The 15,572-nt window shown below is 66.1% G+C and carries 15 protein-coding genes; 2 read left to right on the forward strand and 13 right to left on the reverse strand.

Features of this window, described 5'->3' with window-relative positions; translation table 11 throughout:
* Position 1: 1 nt before the first annotated feature.
* From V6Z91_RS07910 to V6Z91_RS07965, 12 genes are all read right to left on the reverse strand, one after another.
* Positions 2–826, reverse strand: a complete 825-nt coding sequence (locus tag V6Z91_RS07910; RefSeq protein ID WP_338768861.1) for an NADPH-dependent oxidoreductase — start codon at positions 824–826, stop codon at positions 2–4.
* Positions 827–845: 19 nt separating this feature from the next.
* The gene (locus V6Z91_RS07915; protein ID WP_338768864.1) at positions 846–1,664 is read right to left on the reverse strand and encodes an ABC transporter ATP-binding protein; all 819 of its coding nucleotides are present in this window, start codon (positions 1,662–1,664) and stop codon (positions 846–848) included.
* A 17-nt stretch (positions 1,665–1,681) separates the two neighbouring features.
* The gene (locus tag V6Z91_RS07920) at positions 1,682–2,473 is read right to left on the reverse strand and encodes an ABC transporter permease (protein WP_338768866.1); all 792 of its coding nucleotides are present in this window, start codon (positions 2,471–2,473) and stop codon (positions 1,682–1,684) included.
* 9 nt (positions 2,474–2,482) lie between these two features.
* Positions 2,483–3,310, reverse strand: a complete 828-nt coding sequence (locus V6Z91_RS07925; RefSeq protein ID WP_338768869.1) for an ABC transporter permease — start codon at positions 3,308–3,310, stop codon at positions 2,483–2,485.
* Positions 3,311–3,322: 12 nt separating this feature from the next.
* On the reverse strand, positions 3,323–4,084 hold the full coding sequence (locus V6Z91_RS07930; protein ID WP_338768871.1) for an ABC transporter permease: 762 nt from the start codon (positions 4,082–4,084) through the stop codon (positions 3,323–3,325).
* A 10-nt stretch (positions 4,085–4,094) separates the two neighbouring features.
* Positions 4,095–4,973, reverse strand: coding sequence for an ABC transporter permease (locus tag V6Z91_RS07935; RefSeq protein ID WP_338768873.1), 879 nt, complete (start codon positions 4,971–4,973; stop codon positions 4,095–4,097).
* 7 nt (positions 4,974–4,980) lie between these two features.
* On the reverse strand, positions 4,981–6,075 hold the full coding sequence (locus V6Z91_RS07940; RefSeq protein ID WP_338768875.1) for an ABC transporter substrate-binding protein: 1,095 nt from the start codon (positions 6,073–6,075) through the stop codon (positions 4,981–4,983).
* A gap of 23 nt (positions 6,076–6,098) precedes the next feature.
* Positions 6,099–7,607, reverse strand: a complete 1,509-nt coding sequence (locus V6Z91_RS07945; protein ID WP_338768877.1) for a hypothetical protein — start codon at positions 7,605–7,607, stop codon at positions 6,099–6,101.
* A gap of 189 nt (positions 7,608–7,796) precedes the next feature.
* On the reverse strand, positions 7,797–9,152 hold the full coding sequence (locus V6Z91_RS07950; RefSeq protein WP_338768879.1) for an LLM class flavin-dependent oxidoreductase: 1,356 nt from the start codon (positions 9,150–9,152) through the stop codon (positions 7,797–7,799).
* Positions 9,153–9,345: 193 nt separating this feature from the next.
* The gene (locus tag V6Z91_RS07955; RefSeq protein WP_338768882.1) at positions 9,346–10,869 is read right to left on the reverse strand and encodes an amidohydrolase family protein; all 1,524 of its coding nucleotides are present in this window, start codon (positions 10,867–10,869) and stop codon (positions 9,346–9,348) included.
* 197 nt (positions 10,870–11,066) lie between these two features.
* Positions 11,067–12,206 (reverse strand): sigma-54 dependent transcriptional regulator, encoded by a 1,140-nt coding sequence (locus V6Z91_RS07960; protein WP_338768885.1) that lies wholly within the window; start codon positions 12,204–12,206, stop codon positions 11,067–11,069.
* A 55-nt stretch (positions 12,207–12,261) separates the two neighbouring features.
* Entirely contained in the window at positions 12,262–12,477 is a 216-nt protein-coding gene (locus V6Z91_RS07965) for a TOBE domain-containing protein (protein WP_338768887.1), read from the reverse strand.
* 234 nt (positions 12,478–12,711) lie between these two features.
* Between V6Z91_RS07965 and V6Z91_RS07970 the strand changes: the two genes are divergently transcribed.
* Together V6Z91_RS07970 and V6Z91_RS07975 are read left to right on the forward strand one after the other, a co-directional pair.
* Positions 12,712–13,002 carry a hypothetical protein gene (locus V6Z91_RS07970; RefSeq protein ID WP_338768889.1) on the forward strand — a complete coding sequence of 97 codons (291 nt, stop codon included), beginning with the start codon at positions 12,712–12,714 and terminating at the stop codon, positions 13,000–13,002.
* Between the two features lie 116 nt (positions 13,003–13,118).
* Complete coding sequence (locus V6Z91_RS07975) at positions 13,119–14,702, forward strand: carboxylesterase/lipase family protein (protein ID WP_338768891.1); 1,584 nt, start codon at positions 13,119–13,121, stop codon at positions 14,700–14,702.
* Positions 14,703–15,002: 300 nt separating this feature from the next.
* On the opposite strand, the gene V6Z91_RS07980 is transcribed toward V6Z91_RS07975, so the two are convergent.
* Positions 15,003–15,473, reverse strand: coding sequence for a GNAT family N-acetyltransferase (locus V6Z91_RS07980; RefSeq protein ID WP_338768893.1), 471 nt, complete (start codon positions 15,471–15,473; stop codon positions 15,003–15,005).
* Positions 15,474–15,572 lie beyond the last annotated feature (99 nt).

Genomic DNA, 15,572 nt, shown 5'->3' on the forward strand with positions numbered 1-15,572 from the left:
CCTAGCGCAGCGGGAAGCCCAGGCCTGCCAGGGCTTCCTTCAGGCGATGCCGTCCCTTCAAGTCCTCGGCCGTCTTCAGCCGGGCCAGCGAATGCTCGCTCCAGGTGGTGACGGGCAAGCCCTGCGAAGCATAGAAGGCGCGCATCGCCTCGTCGTAGCCGCCCACTTCCTGCTCCACCGGCGCCGGCGCATAGCGCTCGCGGTACAGCACCGACGATTGCGGCAGTCGCGGTTTCACGGAGGCGGGCCGCGTCTCGTCCGGCTGGCCGACGACGAGGCCGAACACGGGATAGACGCCGCTGCCCGGTGCGATGCCCAGTTCCGCCGCCACCGCTTCCGGCTCGTTGCGCAGCGCGCCGATGTACACGGTGCCCAGGCCCAGCGATTCGGCCGCCGTGACCGCGTTCTGCGCCGCCAGCGCGGCATCGATCACTCCCATCAGGAACGTATCCAGGTATTCGGCCCCGTCGAGCTGGCGGCCCCGCTCCTGCGCCAGGCGCTGCAGGCGCGACAGGTCGACCAGCCAGGCGATGAACAGCGGCGCCTCGCGCACGTGCTTCTGGTTGCCGACCAGCGTGGCCAGGCGGTCGCGGCGGCCGGCATCTTCCACGGCGATGGCGCTCCACACTTGCAGGTTGGAGGAACTGGGCGCCGACTGCGCCGCCGCCACCAGCACGTCGAGCGTATCGGCCGGCAGCGGGTCGGGCCGGAACGCGCGCACCGAGCGGTGCGCGAACAGGGTTTCCAGCACGGGGTTCAGCGTGCCGAGGCTGGGGGTGGGCTGGATGCCGTAGCGGGCCTTGAGCAATTCGAAGGGATCGGACATGTCTCTCTTTCTTTTCGGGTTACCAGGAAAACTGCCATTCGGCGACGGAATCGTGCTCCGGCCCGGCCAGCAGCTCGGGGCGCGGCTTGTCGGAGAACTCGGCCAGCACATCGTCCTTGATCGCGGCGAAGGCGTAGCTGCCGCGGTCGCGCGGGCGGGGCAGCGGCACGTCGACGATGCGCTTGATGCGGCCCGGCCTCGGTTCCATCACCACGACGCGGTCGCCCAGGTACACGGCTTCGTCCACGTCGTGCGTCACGAGGATGGCAGTGATGCCTTCCTGTTCCCAGATGCGCTGCAATTCCTGCTGCAGGTGATTGCGGGTGAGGGCGTCGAGGGCGCCGAACGGTTCGTCCAGCAGCAGCACCTCGGGGCGGTTGACGAGGGCGCGGGCAATCGCCACGCGCTGCGACATGCCGCCGGAGAGTTGATACGGGTGCGCCGTCTCGAACCCCTTCAGGCCCACCAGTTCGATGTGCTCCTGCACGGAGGCGCGCTTTTCGGCCTCCGGCAGGTCGGCGTTCAGCAGGCCCAGGGCGACGTTCTGCTCCACCGTCAGCCACGGGAACAGCCGGTGTTCCTGGAACACGATGCCCCGCTCCAGGCTGGTACCGACCACGCGTTTGCCGTCCAGCAGGATCTCGCCCTGGTAATCGTTCTCCAGGCCGATCACGAGCCGCAGCAAGGTGGACTTGCCGCAGCCGCTGGAGCCGACGATGCTGATGAATTCCCCCGGCCGGATCGACAGCGAGATATTGTCGAGGACCGGCAGGGTATTGCCCTTGACGCGGTATTGCTTGCTCAGATTGCTGATTTCCAGCGTGCCTGCGTGTGCCATGAGTTCTCCCAAAAAGTTCAGTACTGCCCGGTCGATGTGCCGCGCCAGCGCAGCAGCCGGCTTTCGATGCGGGTGGCGACCAGGTTCAATGCGAAGCCGACGAAGCCGACGACGACGATGCCCAGCAACACCTGGTCCATCCACAGGTGTTCGCGGCCGTCGGTGAGCAGGTTGCCGATGCCGATGCCCGAGGTGAGCAGGTATTCGGCGCCCAGCGTGGCCAGCCAGGCGTAGATCAGCGCCAGGTGCACGCCGGCGAAGATCGACGGCAGCGCGGCCGGCAGCACCACGCGCCGCAGCATCTGCAGCGGCGTGAGCGCGAATACGCGGCCCACCTCGATCAATTCGCGCGGCACGCTGCGGATGCCTTCGAAGGTGTTCAGCACCACCGGGAAGAACGCCGCCAGCGACAGGAACACCACCTTGGCCGTGTCGCCCAGGCCGAACCACACGGAGATCAGCGGAATCCAGGCGAACAGCGAGATCTGCTTGATCGTGTGCAGCGTGGGACCGACCAGGTTTTCCAGCAGCCGGGACAGGCCGAGGGCGATGCCGGCGGCGAAGCCGATCGTGCTGCCCAGCGCGAAGCCGGCCAGGTCGCGCGCCAGCGAGGCGCCCAGCGAGCGCCACAGGTAGCCGTTGTCGGAGAGGCGCACGGCCGTCTCCCACACCTTCCCGATGGGCACGAACATCACCGTGTCGGTCCATTCGAAGTGGAACGCGGCCCACCAGATGGCGAACAGGAACGCGGGCAGCGTCGCGCCGCGCACAATGCGGCGCAGGTCGGCGATTTCGGTCGAAGTCGTCATGGTCTTCCTTCAAAAGCCGTCGCGGCGCCAGCGCAGCAGGCGTTGTTCGATCACCGCCAGCAGCTTGTCGAGCGTGAAGCCGATGGCGCCCACGACCACCACCGCGGCCAGCACCACGTCGAGCTGGTACAGCTGGCGGCCGTAGACGATCATGAAGCCCAGCCCTTCGGACGAAGCCAGCAGCTCCACGGCCACCAGCGCGAGCCACGCATGCGTGAGGCCGTAGCGGATGCCGTTCCAGATCTGCGGCAGCGCCGCGGGGAACACGACCTTGGCAAGCAACTGCCAGCGCGTGAAGCGGTACACGCGCGCCACCTCGATGAAGCGGGTCGACACGCCCTGCAAGCCCTTGTAGGTGTTCAGCGCGATGGGCACGAAAGCGGCCTTGGAGATCAGGATGATCTTCAGCGCCTCGCCGATCCCCACGAGCATCATCAACAAGGGCAGCCAGCCGATCGACGGCACCTGGGCGATCAGGCGGAACGTGGGATACAGGTAATCCTTCGCGGTGGGCGAGAGCCCCATCAGCACGCCCAGCGCGAGCCCGCCCAGGCCGCCGGCCAGGAAGCCGGCCAGCACGCGCCACAGGCTGATCCACAGGTTGTCGGGCAGCTCGCCCGTCTGCATCAGCTCAACAAAAGTGGTGGCCACCATCGCCGGCGGCGGCAGGATCTGCGGCGGCAGCCACTCGTATTCGGCGGCCAGGTACCAGGCCAGCAGCACGGCGAGGGGAAAGGGCCAGGACAGCGCGAAGCGCGTCAGGCTGTCGTTCCAGCGCAGCAGCCGGCCGCGCGCCGGCGCCTCGGTCGAAGGCAGGGCAATGGTCAGTGTGGACATGGTTCCGTTATGTCAGTGACGCGGGCCGCGCCAGTGCAGCACGCGGGCTTCGGCCAGGGTGGCCAGGCGGTTCAGCACCATGCCGACGATGCCGATCAACAGCATGCCGACGATGATCAGTTCGATGTGGAAGGCGGCCTTGCCGCGGATGACCACGTTGCCGATGCCTTGCGCGGAAGAGCCCAGCAGGTATTCGGCGCCGATCGTGGCCAGCCAGGCGTACAGCAGCGCCAGGTGCAGGCCGGTGGCGATCTGCGGCGACGCGGCCGGCAGGATCAGCCGCCATGCCAGCTGCCAGCGGTTGAAGCCCAGCACGCGTGCCACCTCGACCTGCGCACGGGTGACACTGCGCACGCCCTCGAAGGTATTGAGCGCCACCGGATAGAAGGCGGAGAGCGCGATGAACAGGATCTTGGCCGCCTCGCCGGTACCGAGCCACGTGGACAGCAGCGGCAGCCACGCGAACAGCGAGATCTGCTTGAGCGTGTGGAACGTGGGGCCCACCAGCCGCTCGGCCCAGCGCGATACGCCGAGCAGGACGCCGAACAGGATGCCCCCCACGCTGCCGGCCGCGAAGCCGGCGAGGTCGCGCGAGAGGCTGGCTTGCAAGCCGGTGAGCAACTGGCCGCTGCCGATCACCTTCCAGGCCGCCTCGACGACGGCGGCCGGCGGCACGATCAACCTGGTGTTCACCAGTTGCAGCGCCGTCACCACATACCAGGCGACGAGGAAGAGCAGCGGCAGCACGAAGCCGCGCGGATCGATGTTTTTCATTGCACTCTCCTCAATATGCCCGGCGCTGCCAGCCCTGCAAGCGCGCCTCGCCCCAGGCCAGCAGGCGATCGAGCACGATGCCCACGGCGCCGATGACGATCATGCCGACCACCACGATATCGAGTTGCAGCAGCTGGCGGCCCCACACCATCAGGTAGCCGATGCCTTCGCTCGATGCCAGCAGTTCCACGAACACCAGCGACAGCCACGCCTGCATCACGCCCTGCCGCAAGCCCTGGAAGATTCCGGCGGACGCCGCGGGCAGCACCAGCCGCCGCACTTTTTGCCAGAACGTGAAGCGGTGCACGGCCGCCACTTCCAGCAGCGCGCGGGGAATGTTGCGAATGCCCTGGTAGGTGTTCACGGCCACCGGCACCACCACGGCGATCGAGATGGCCGCGATCTTCAGCGCCTCGCCGATGCCGGCGAAGATGATCAGCAGCGGCACCCAGCCGATCACCGGGAATTGCGACACCAGCTGGAAGCTCGGGTACACATAGGCCTTCACCGTGTTCGAGATGCCCATCGCGATCCCCAGCAGGAAGCCGGCGCCGCCGCCGATGGCCAGGCTCCAGCCGAGCCGCGAGAGGCTGATGGCCAGGTTCGACGTCAGGTCGCCGTTGTCCCACAGCTCGACCAGCGACTGCCACACGAGGGCCGGCGCGGGCAGGATCTGCTCGGCGAGCCAGCGCTGGTCGACGGCGTATTGCCACAGGCCGAGCAGCAGCAGCGGCAGGATCAGGCCGGCGGCGACATTGAAGGCCGGCGCGAAGGCATGCCTGCCCGGTTCCGCCGCACTCGCGTTGGCGGCTGGCGTAACCGTGGGCTGCGGCAGGGGCGTCGCGGCCAATGTGGCAACTGAGGTGACAATTGAGGTGGCGGTGGTCATGATGCCGTCAGTTCTGCGCCACCTGCGCGGTCTTCGGCTTGCCGGCGGCATTGAATTCGGGCCAGTAGCCTTCCAGCTTCAATTCCTTCAGCGCCGTGTTCAGGTACTTCGGCGCCAGCCAGCCGTCGACGCTCACGTCACGGCGGATCAGCTTGAATTCCCTGGCCTGCACGATCGACTTCTTCAGGTTCTCGACGAAGTACTCGTCCAGCAGCGGCGACAGGCGCCATTTCAGCGGCACGTCGGCGAAGGTCTTCTGGTATTCGTAGTAGCTGGTGCCGGAATTCGACCACAGCTTGTACTGCGCCTCGCGGTTCTTCTCCTCCGAGCTCCAGGCCGTGACCTTGATCAGGGCGGTGACCACGCGTTGCACGATGTCCGGGTATTTTTTCTCGAATTCCTCGGAGACCCAGAACACGCCCTGCGACGTCAGCTCAGGGTCGGGGCCGGTCGAGTAGATCACCTTGCCGACGCCGCGCGCCTCCAGGTCGAACGGGGCGATGAAGCCGCCATCGACATCCTTGGTGGCGATCGCCGCGCGCAGGGTGTCGCCGTCCATGCTCACCGTCTTGAAGTCACGCTCGGTCAGGCCATGCTTCTTCAGGATGCGGCCCAGCGCCAGCTGGCTGGCCGTGCCCTTGAACACGGCCAGGCGCTTGCCCTTCAGGTCTTCCAGCGACTTGGCGGGCGAGTCGATCGGGCCGGTGATGTAGGCCGGGCCGAAGCGCGTGTACGAGAACAGGATCTTCGTGCGCAGGCCGGTCGAGCGGCCGATGATGATGGGCAGGTCGCCGTGGTGCGCGAAGTCCGCCAGCCCGTTGGCCAGCTGTTCGTTCGTGGCGGGACCCGCGCCGGGGTTGAAGGTCCACTGGATCTTGATGCCATCCTTGGCGAATTCCTTCTCCAGGATACCCTGCTGGTGGGCGGTGGCGATCGACGTGCCGCCCGTCAGCGGCCGCCCGCCGGTGCCGGCGCTGGAGTACGAGATGCGGATGACCTTTGGTTTGTCCTGTGCGTGGGCTGCCGGCGCGGTGAAGCCCAGCGTGACGGTGGCAATGCCGGCCAGCAGGGCGGCGACGGTGCGGAAGCTTGCTAGTTTCATGGCGATATCCTGTGTTTCGATGATCAGAAGCCGAACTGGAACTGGGCCAGCAACTCGTTCGAGCTGCGCTGGGCGGGGTTCTGGTAGTCGTAGTGGTTCAGGTTGACCTGGAACTTGGTGGTCTCGGCGAAGAACAGGTTGAAGCCGAGGACGCCGACCTTGGTCCTGTCGTTGTCCAGCGCCCGGTTCGGGTCGAACGTGTCGTATCGGGCGAACAGCTGGTAGGACTTGGGCCAGTAGTCGTCGTACTTCGCCTGCGCCCGCGAGCTGGCCACCCACTGCTCGCCCCAGGTGTAAAAGGCGGTCAGGTACTGGCCGCGCGACTTGATCTCGGGGCCGTTGTTGGCCACGCCGTCGCGGCCTTCCGCATACTCGTAGGTGATGCCGAACGGCGCGTGGTTGTAGTAGATATCGAAGCCGTAGCGGTCGCGCTTGCCCAGGCCCACGACATTGGTGCCATTGACCAGGTTCTTCTTGCCCTTGTAGGCCGACACGCCGAACTTCAGCTCGCGGAACAGGCTGTAGTAATCGACCGGCAGCGTGAAGGCGAGGCGGGCGATGTAATCCTTATGGTTGTTGTCGTCCGACTTGTTCGGGCCGCTGCCGTTGACGACGCCGAACGCATACTCGAGCAGCGGGGCGCGGTAGTTGAAGCCGTAGTCCACGTACGGGTCGTAGTCGCCGCGCACGATCAGGCCGATCTGCCGGGTGCCGACGCCGAGGCCGCCGAGGAATTGCGCGTTGTTGATCACGGGCCGCAGCTCCTCGCCGATCTGTGCTTCCAGGCCGAAGGGGATTTGCTGCTGGCCCAGCGTGATCGTCAGGCGCGGGTCTTCCAGGCCCGTCAGCGTGGGCAGGGGACTGTAGCGTATGTAGGCGTCGGTGGCGTTCAGCTGGCTGCCGTCGGTGGCCGGGCTGTTCTTCGCATAGGCGAAGGCCAGGCGGTAGTCGAGGTTGCGGCCTTCCGAATAGTCGCGATACAGGCTGCCGGCGAAGTTCAGCGTGGCTTGCGGGATGTCGAAACTCGACGAGCGGTCGCTTGAGGTGGCCGTGCTGCCCGTGCGCACGGCCGGGTCCTGCGCCGTGTAGCGGGCCTGCACGCTGCCGCCGATCGTGGTGCCGCGCGTGGTCAATGCGGTCTTCGTTTCGCGGTTGCGCTTTTGCTCGTACTTGTAGTTTTCCAGGTCGGTGCGCAGGCCGTCGATGTCGGCCTTGGTGGCGACCTCCGGCGCGGCCGGCGTGGTTTCGGTATTGGCGGACGGCGCCCCGGGGTCTGCCTTGGCCGTGGCTTCCGGTCCGATGAAAGTCTTTTCGGCCGAGGCACTCGATTGCCCCGCCTCCGCCGGTGCCGCCACCGGTGTCCGCGCGGCCGTACCCTGTCCCCCGATTTGCTGCTGCAAGGTCTTCACGACTGCCTTCAATTCCTCGATCTGGCGTTGCAGGTCTTCATTGCTTTGCCCCGCCGCCTGGGTCGCGCCGGCGATCGCGAGCAGGCCGGCGGTGGTGCAGATTCTTCGATGTAGGTACTTCAAACAATGCTCCTGATGGGTTGGACGGTTCACTGCTGTTTACTTTCATTACGCAGGTTCCGTGCCATCCTTTTTGCGCCATTTCCGGGGTTTTCGCGCGCTTTCCATCGATTCGCTGTCGATTCGCCAGCACTTGCCAAACAGATGCGGGTGGAGCTGCTGCGAAGCCAACAGCGTCGGCCTCGCATGCGGTCAGGCGGCTTTCGCGGCCTTGATGGAGAAGCGGTTCACGGGCTTGTCCAGGCCCAGGTTCTCGCGCAGCGTGGTGCCTTCGTACTCGGTGCGGAACAGGCCGCGCTTTTGCAGCTCGGGGATCACCAGGTCGACGAACTCGTCCAGCGATTGCGGCAGCACGGGCGGCATCACGTTGAAGCCGTCCGCCGCACCGTTCTCGAACCACTTCTGCATTTCATCGGCGATCTTCTGCGGCGTGCCCACCACCACCCAATGGCCGCGCGCGCCGGCCAGGTATTCGTACAGCTGGCGCACGGTGAACTTCTCGCGGCGCGCCAGCTCGATCACCACGTGGTGGCGGCTGTTCTTGCCGGAGGGCGGCGTGGGGTAGTAGGGCGGCGGCGCGTCGAGGTCCCACTTGGTGAGGTCCTCGCCCGGCCAGAAGCGCGCGATGGTGTCGAGGCCGACGGATGGGTGAATGAGGCTTTGCAGCTCGGCCCATTTTGCCTCCGCCTCTTCCTGCGTGCGGCCGATGACAGGCGAGATACCGGGCAGGATCAGCAGCTGGTCCGGGCGGCGGCCGTACTTCGCCAGGCGGCCCTTCACGTCGCTGTAGAACGCCTGCGCTTCCTCGAGGCTCGTCCAGGCCGTGAAGATCGCCTCGGCCGTGGCGGCCGCCAGCTCGCGGCCCGGCTCCGAGGAACCCGCCTGCACGATCACCGGCTGCCCCTGCGGCGAGCGCTCCAGGTTCAGCGGGCCGGCCACCTTCAGGTACTTGCCGTGGTGGTTCAACGCGTGCAGCTTGCCGGGATCGAAGTAGACCCCGCTCTCCGGGTCGCGCTGGAAGGCGTCGTCCTCGAAACTGTCCCACAGGCCCTTCACGACATCGAGGAATTCGTGGGCCTTCTCGTAGCGCACCTCCGGGTCCGGGTGCGCATCAAGGCCGAAGTTGCCGTAGACGGAATCGGCGCCCGTGGTGACGACATTCCACGCCGCGCGGCCCTTGCTGATGTGGTCCAGCGACGCGAACTTGCGCGCCAGCAGGAAGGGATCCTCGTACGTGGTCGACGCGGTGGCGACGAAGCCGATGTGTTTGGTGACGACCGACAGGGCCGACCACAGCGTGACGGGCTCGAAATAGGACACGCGGCCCTGGCGGCTGAACGCCTCGTTGTCATTGCCGCGGTAGGCCACGCCGGGGCTGTCCGCCACGAACACCTGGTCGAACAATCCCCGCTCGGCGGTCTTGGCCACGGCGATGTAATGGTCGATATTGACGCCGGAATCGACCTGCGAACCGGGATGACGCCACGCGGCGATGTGATGGCCGGTGGCCATGATGAAGGCGCCGAGACGCATCTTGCGTTGGGACATGAAATTTCTCCGTGATGATGATGCGGCTGTGCTCGTGTCTCGTGGGGTCAGACCCCACGAGACACGAGCACAGCCTTAAATGAACTCGATACTCGCTCATGCCCATTACCTATGGAGGGCGCGGGCACGATCAAGGACCTGTAGAGCTTGTGTCACTGGGGTCTGACCCCACGAGACACGAGCTCAGCCCTTGTTAGCGTTGGGGACTCGCCTTCAGCTTCGCTTCCACCACCGTCCCCTTGAAGAAGTCGGGATTCGCTTCCGTGTACAGCTTGTACGGGTTGGTGAACACATACGCCTTGAAGTCCGCTTCGCTGATCACGCCTTCTTCGACGAGGCCGTAGGCTTCGGCCAGGGCGTCGGTGAGGTCGGGCACGTCCCAGTGGCCCACGTCGGACGAGTAGATCGCGTTGATCTTCGTGCCCAGCGGGTTGGACTTGTCGTTGAAGGCGGTGGCGATCGTGCGGTCGTCGGATTCGGAGCCGAAGAAGAAGTTGTCGACCCAGCGCGCCTTGATGTCTTCCACCTTCTCGATGCCGGCCTTGGCGAAGTCGTCGAGTTCATCGCCCTGCGGCTGGCGCGAGCCGTGCGTGTAGTGCGCGCCGAGGGTGTCGCGAATCAGGTCTTCGCCATCGATGGAACGCCCCTTGGTCAGGTCGGCGCCGTAGCGGCGGAACAGGTCCGTCAGCAGCGCGCGGTCGGTGGCGGCCGGGTCGTAGTTCTTCAAGCCTTCCAGGCTGCGTTTTTCCCAGCGGTCGACGAGGTGCGTGAACACGCGGGCGCCCCAGTCGGCGCCGCCCTCGAGCAGGCCGACGCGCAATTGCGGGAAGCGCTTCGTGACGCCGCCGAAGAACAGCGCCTTGGCGAACGCCTCGGAACCGTCGGCGAAGTGGCCGATGTGGTTGTTCATGTAGTTGCTGATCGAGCTGCGGCCCGTCCAGCCCTGGCTGCCATAGTGCGTGAGGATCGGCACGCCCAGTTCCACGGCCCTGGCCCAGAACGGGTCGTAGTCGTATTCGCTGTCGATACCGTAGAAGTCCTGGTAGGAGATGTACTTCTGCAGTTCCGGGTGCTGGTCGGCCGGGTACTTGTCGGCCAGCGCGCGGATGGGGCGGCGCACGCTGCCGGCGATGTTGATGGCCTTCAGGCCCAGCGTCTTGATCGCGAATTCCAGCTCGGCGATGCCTTCTTCCGGCGTGTGCAGCGCGATGCCGGCCACCGGCGTGAGGCGGTCGCTGTACTTGCGATACAGGTCGGCGTGGTAGTGGTTGACGGCGCGCTGCAGCGCCGTGCGGTCATCCTTGTCGCGCACGCCCAGCGGTGCCAGCACATTGTTCGGGAACAGGATCGAATAGTCCGAACCTTGCTCTTCCTGGCGTTCGTACAGCAGCTCCGGCAGGTGGTACGTCGCCACGTCCAGCGTGTTCTTCGTCACCCGTGCCCACCATGGCGCACGGATCGTGCGGTAGTACTGGCGCTCTTCCGGCGTCTGCTCGTACCAGTTCTTGCCGTTGCCGATGAAGCCGCGGCCGATGCGCGAGGCCGAAGCCTTGCGCAAGGCGTCGACGAGCTTCACGCCGCCGTAGTTGGCCACGTAGTCCTCGAGGTCGGGCGTGTAGTCGTTGGTATGGACATCGGTATCGATGACGGGGAAGTCGAGCTTCTGCTTGACGGCGACGGACGGGGAAGCCTTGATGCGGTCGAGACGGTCGTTCACTGTGGTTCTCCAATGATGGTGTGGTCGGGGCGGAGCTACCGTCCTGATTGCAGCATTCGTGCCATGCCGAATACGGGGAAAACAGCGGCAAGAGGCTTGAAAACTGTTGGATGCCGCACAGCGGGTGCTGGCTGGCGAACAGCGGGGCAACAGCGCGGTGAAGAACGGGGAATATCCGGCGCGCTCGCGCCGGAGCCTTACATGGCGGCGCGCACGCCGTGGAAGTCGCGCGATTCGATGCGCGCATCGGCCGGGTCGCCGCCGATCAGGCCGAAACGCTTGAGGTGCGTGCGCAGCACGTTGCGGCTGATGCCCAATGCCTTTGCCGTCTGCACCTGGTTCTGCTCGCAGGCGTCGAAGGCCACGCGGATCAGCCGCTCCTCGACGGTATCGAACAGTGCCGGCTCGCCCGCCTCGACGAGATCGTTCAGCAGCGCGTCCAGCTGCTCCAGCCCCGACACCGCCCGCGCACCGCTGTCGTGATGAGCCGGGGCGACCGGCACGGTGGCGACCGCGGGTGGGCGCCCTGCCGGGACCCGACCGCCGATACGCAGGTCCTCGGCGAGGATGCGCTGCTGGCGGCACACGATCAAGGCATAGTGGATCACGTTTTCCAGCTCGCGAATATTGCCGGGCCAGTCGTAGGCCAGCAGCGCGCTTTCCGCATCGGCTTCCAGCGCCACGCCATCGAGCTTCATCTTCGCGCCGTACAGGCCGATGAAGTGGCGCGCCAGCGGCAGGATGTCGCCGGGCCGCTCGTACAGCGGCGGCAGGTTGACGGTGGCCACGCTGAGCCGGTAATACAGGTCCGAACGGAAGCGGTCCGCGGCGATCGCCTTGTGCAGGTCCACGTTGGTGGCGGCCACCAGCCGCACGTCGAGCGGGATCGCGCGGCGCGAGCCCAGGCGCACCACCTGCCGCTCCTGCAGCACGCGCAACAGCTTCACTTGCAGCGCGGGCGACAGGTCGCCGATCTCGTCGAGGAACAGCGTGCCGCCGTTGGCGGCCTCGAACCAGCCGGCGCGGGCCTGGCTTGCCCCCGTAAAAGCGCCCGCCTCATGGCCGAACAGTTCCGCGTCGATCAGCGATTCGCTGAAGGCGCCGCAGTTGACGGCGATGAAAGGGCCGGCACGCTCGCTTTGCGCATGGATATGGCGCGCGACGAGCTCCTTGCCCGTGCCGGTCTCGCCGATCACCAGCACGGTGGCGTCGCTGCGCGCCACTCTTTCCACCTGCTCGAGCAATGCAAGGGAACGGGGGTCGTGGAATAGCAGCGCCTTGGCGCGGATCGACAGCGCCATCCCGAACGAATCGGGAAAAGTCAGTACCTTGTTCACAGTGCCTCGCAATGAAAGGTCGTGGTACCGTGACCGGCACCGGGCCGGCCGCGCCTTACAGCTTGGCGACCGAGACTTCGGTGGCCTTCACGAGAGCCACCACTTCCACGCCGGGCGCCAGGCCCAGGTCGCGCACGGAGCGGGTGGTGATCACCGACGTGACGATGCCGGCCGGGGTTTCGATATCGACTTCCGACACGACCGGGCCGTCGATGATTTCCTTCACCTTGCCGCGGAACTGGTTACGGACGTTGATTGCCTTGATGCTCATGGATTCTCCTCTGTCGAGCGATAAAAATTAGGAATGCGATCACGGCTGGATGCGCCAGGCGTATGGCTTGCCGCCCGGGTGTGGGCATGAGCCGGCCCTCGCCATCGGGTGGGATGGCATGCGGGCGCCACGACGCGGTGGCGGGGCACGGATACGGTGGAAGTAGGGCGTTACATTCGGGTGCGGTTACATCGCATCGAACGGCCAGAAATCGCCCGGTGACGGGGTCGCGGCATGGAATGGACTGGATTCATCGGCATCGTTCCTGCTTCCTGGCGAATTCTGGTGTGCTCCAGATTAAAGACATGCCTGAAAAATAAGAACGAATCGTTTTGCCGATCTTTATACGCTGGCCGAATAAAGGTCGCGTACCGTGCTGTAGCGTACCGACGCGCCCGCCGCGGCCTGGCACCATGGAGCCATATCGTAACCACATCGAGGAGAACAATCATGGGCAAGTATCTGATTGCTTGGCTGCTGGGCGTGCCGGCCGTGGTGCTGGTGCTGATCTACCTGATCTTCTGATTGCCATGAAAACCGCCACCTCGCGTGGCGTTTTTTACTTTTGAAGGCACCGGCGGTGCCACGCCGATCGCTGTTGGGCTAAGCTGGCGGGCGAATCCACTTCGCCGACCGCCGCCATGTTCGTATCGCCACGCCGCGCCTTCCTGAAGCAATCGTTCGCCGCCACCGCCACCCTTTCAGGCCTCTCTGGCCTGCAAGCCCAGGCGGCGGGAGACTCGCCGGTCGCCACCACGCGGCACGGCCGGGTGCGCGGCTACCGCGACAACAGCATCAACGTCTTCAAGGGCGTGCGCTATGGCGCGGATACGGCGCCGCGCCGCTTCATGGCGCCGCTGCCGCCGCAACCCTGGGGCGGCATCCGGGACGCGCTCGAACACGGCGCGGCCTCGCCGCAGTCTTCCCGGGAAGACGCGACGAGCGAGGATTGCCTGTTCCTGAACGTGTACACGCCCGGCCTCGCCGATGGCGCGCGCCGCCCGGTCATGTTCTACATCCACGGGGGCGCCTACAACAACGGTTCCGGTTCCAGCCCGCTGTACGACGGCGTGCGGCTGTGCCGGCGAGGCGACGTGGTGGTGGTGACCGTCAACCACCGCCTGAATGCGTTCGGCTACCTGTACCTGGCGCGCCACGGCGGAGAACACTATGCCGATTCCGGCAACGCCGGCCAGCTCGACCTCGTCCTCGCGCTGCGCTGGGTGCGCGACAACATCGGCGCGTTCGGCGGCGATCCCGACAACGTGACCGTGTTCGGACAATCCGGTGGCGGCGCCAAGATCGCCACGCTCATGGCAACGCCCGCGGCGGCCGGCCTGTTCCACCGCGCCGCCACGATGAGCGGGCAGCAGGTGACGGCCAGCGGCCCGCTCAACGCCGCGTTGCGCGCGCAGGCGGTGCTGGATGCGCTGAAGCTGGCGCCGAACCGCGTGGACGACATCCGCACGCTGCCCTATCAACGGATCGTCGAGGTGCTGGGCACGCGCGACCCGGTGCTGCCGTTCGGCGGCGTGTCGTTCGCACCCGTGCTGGACGAGCGCAACCTGCCGCGCCACCCGTTCTATCCGGACGCGCCGCCCCAGTCGGCCCGCATTCCGATGATGATCGGTAACACGCACGATGAAACGCGCGCCTTCCTCGGCGGCGACCCGGCCAATTTCAACCTCGCATGGGACCAGCTGCCCGGCAAGCTCGTGCCGAACATGCGCGTCGACATCCAGCCCGAGGCCGTGATCGCCGCCTACCGCAAGCTCTATCCGGGACTGTCGGCCAGCGACCTGCTGTTCAAGATCACTACCGCCTCGCGCTCCTGGCGCGGCGCCATCATCGAGGCGGAAGAGCGGGCGAAAGCCGGCAGCCCCGCCTTCGTCTACCAGCTCGACTGGGCCACGCCAAAGGATGGCGGCAAGTTCGGCGCGCCGCACGCCTCCGACATCCAGCTCGTGTTCGACAATATCGCCAAGCCGGGCGCCACCGCGATCGGCCCGCAGGCGCAGCCGATGGCCGACATGATGAGCGAGGCGTTCATCGCCTTTGCCCGCACCGGCAATCCGGACAACCGGCTGCTGCCGCACTGGGAGCCGTACGACATGGCGCGGCGGCAGACCATGATCTTCGACGTGCCGCCACGCATGGAGGACGATCCGCGGGGGGCCGAGCGGCGCATCTTCGCCAGAGTGCCGTACGTGCAGCCAGGAACATGAAGAACATGCTGTCAGTCTTTGGACAGGTAGCCGGGCCGACAATGCGCGCTCCAACACATGCAAGGAGCGGCACATGTTCAGACAAGCAGTACTGTTTTTCGGCCTGGCAGCGGTTTCTTTACGCCGGCGCCACCACCCTGTTCCCCACGGTCGGCGAGAAGGGCCCGCCACAGCGGCTCACGCCTTCGTCGAGAAGGGCCAGTCGATCGTTCATGCGCGCGGCACTCGCTCCATGACTTTGCGCCGGCGCTGCGGCCAGGGAGGCGCTGCAAGCGCTTGTCGGCTCGGTGCAACTCGACTTCATGACGGATGGGGCGAGCCGAATTCGCGCGTAAGCCTCAGCATGTCGAGGAGCCGGATGCCCTGCTCGAAGATCGGCTCGGGGTAATTCGTGGTGAAGAAGTCCCTGTCGATCGCGGTGACCCGGAAGCCCTGGCGCTGGTAGAACGCCAGCTGGTAGCCAAAAGATCCGGTGCCGACCTCCAGCCGCGCCGCGCCAGCCTTTTCGTGGAAGCCGACGACCCATTCCAGCAAAGCCGTGCCGATGCCCGACTTCTGGCTGCCGGGGCGCACTGCGATGCTCATGAGTTCATGAGTGCCGCCGCCGCGCGCCTGCACGGCGCAGGCGGCAACGATCGCACCGCCGTCGAATGCCGCGAAGCATCGCGAACTGGCGAGGTAGGAGCGCACTTTCGTTTCGCTGGGGTCCGCCAGCAGCAGCAGGTCCAATGGGGCTTGCGCGGGATCGATTTCCGAGAAGGACAGGGGCATGGCGCGATCGGGCTGAAAACCCCGACTGTAGAGGGGAAATGCAGAACCGGCAATGCCGCGTGAAGGAAGGCCTCATCGACATGATCGCTACGCGTTGCG

The sequence above is a fragment of the Massilia sp. METH4 genome (genome assembly GCF_037094685.1).
Taxonomy (GTDB): Bacteria; Pseudomonadota; Gammaproteobacteria; order Burkholderiales; family Burkholderiaceae_D; genus Rugamonas.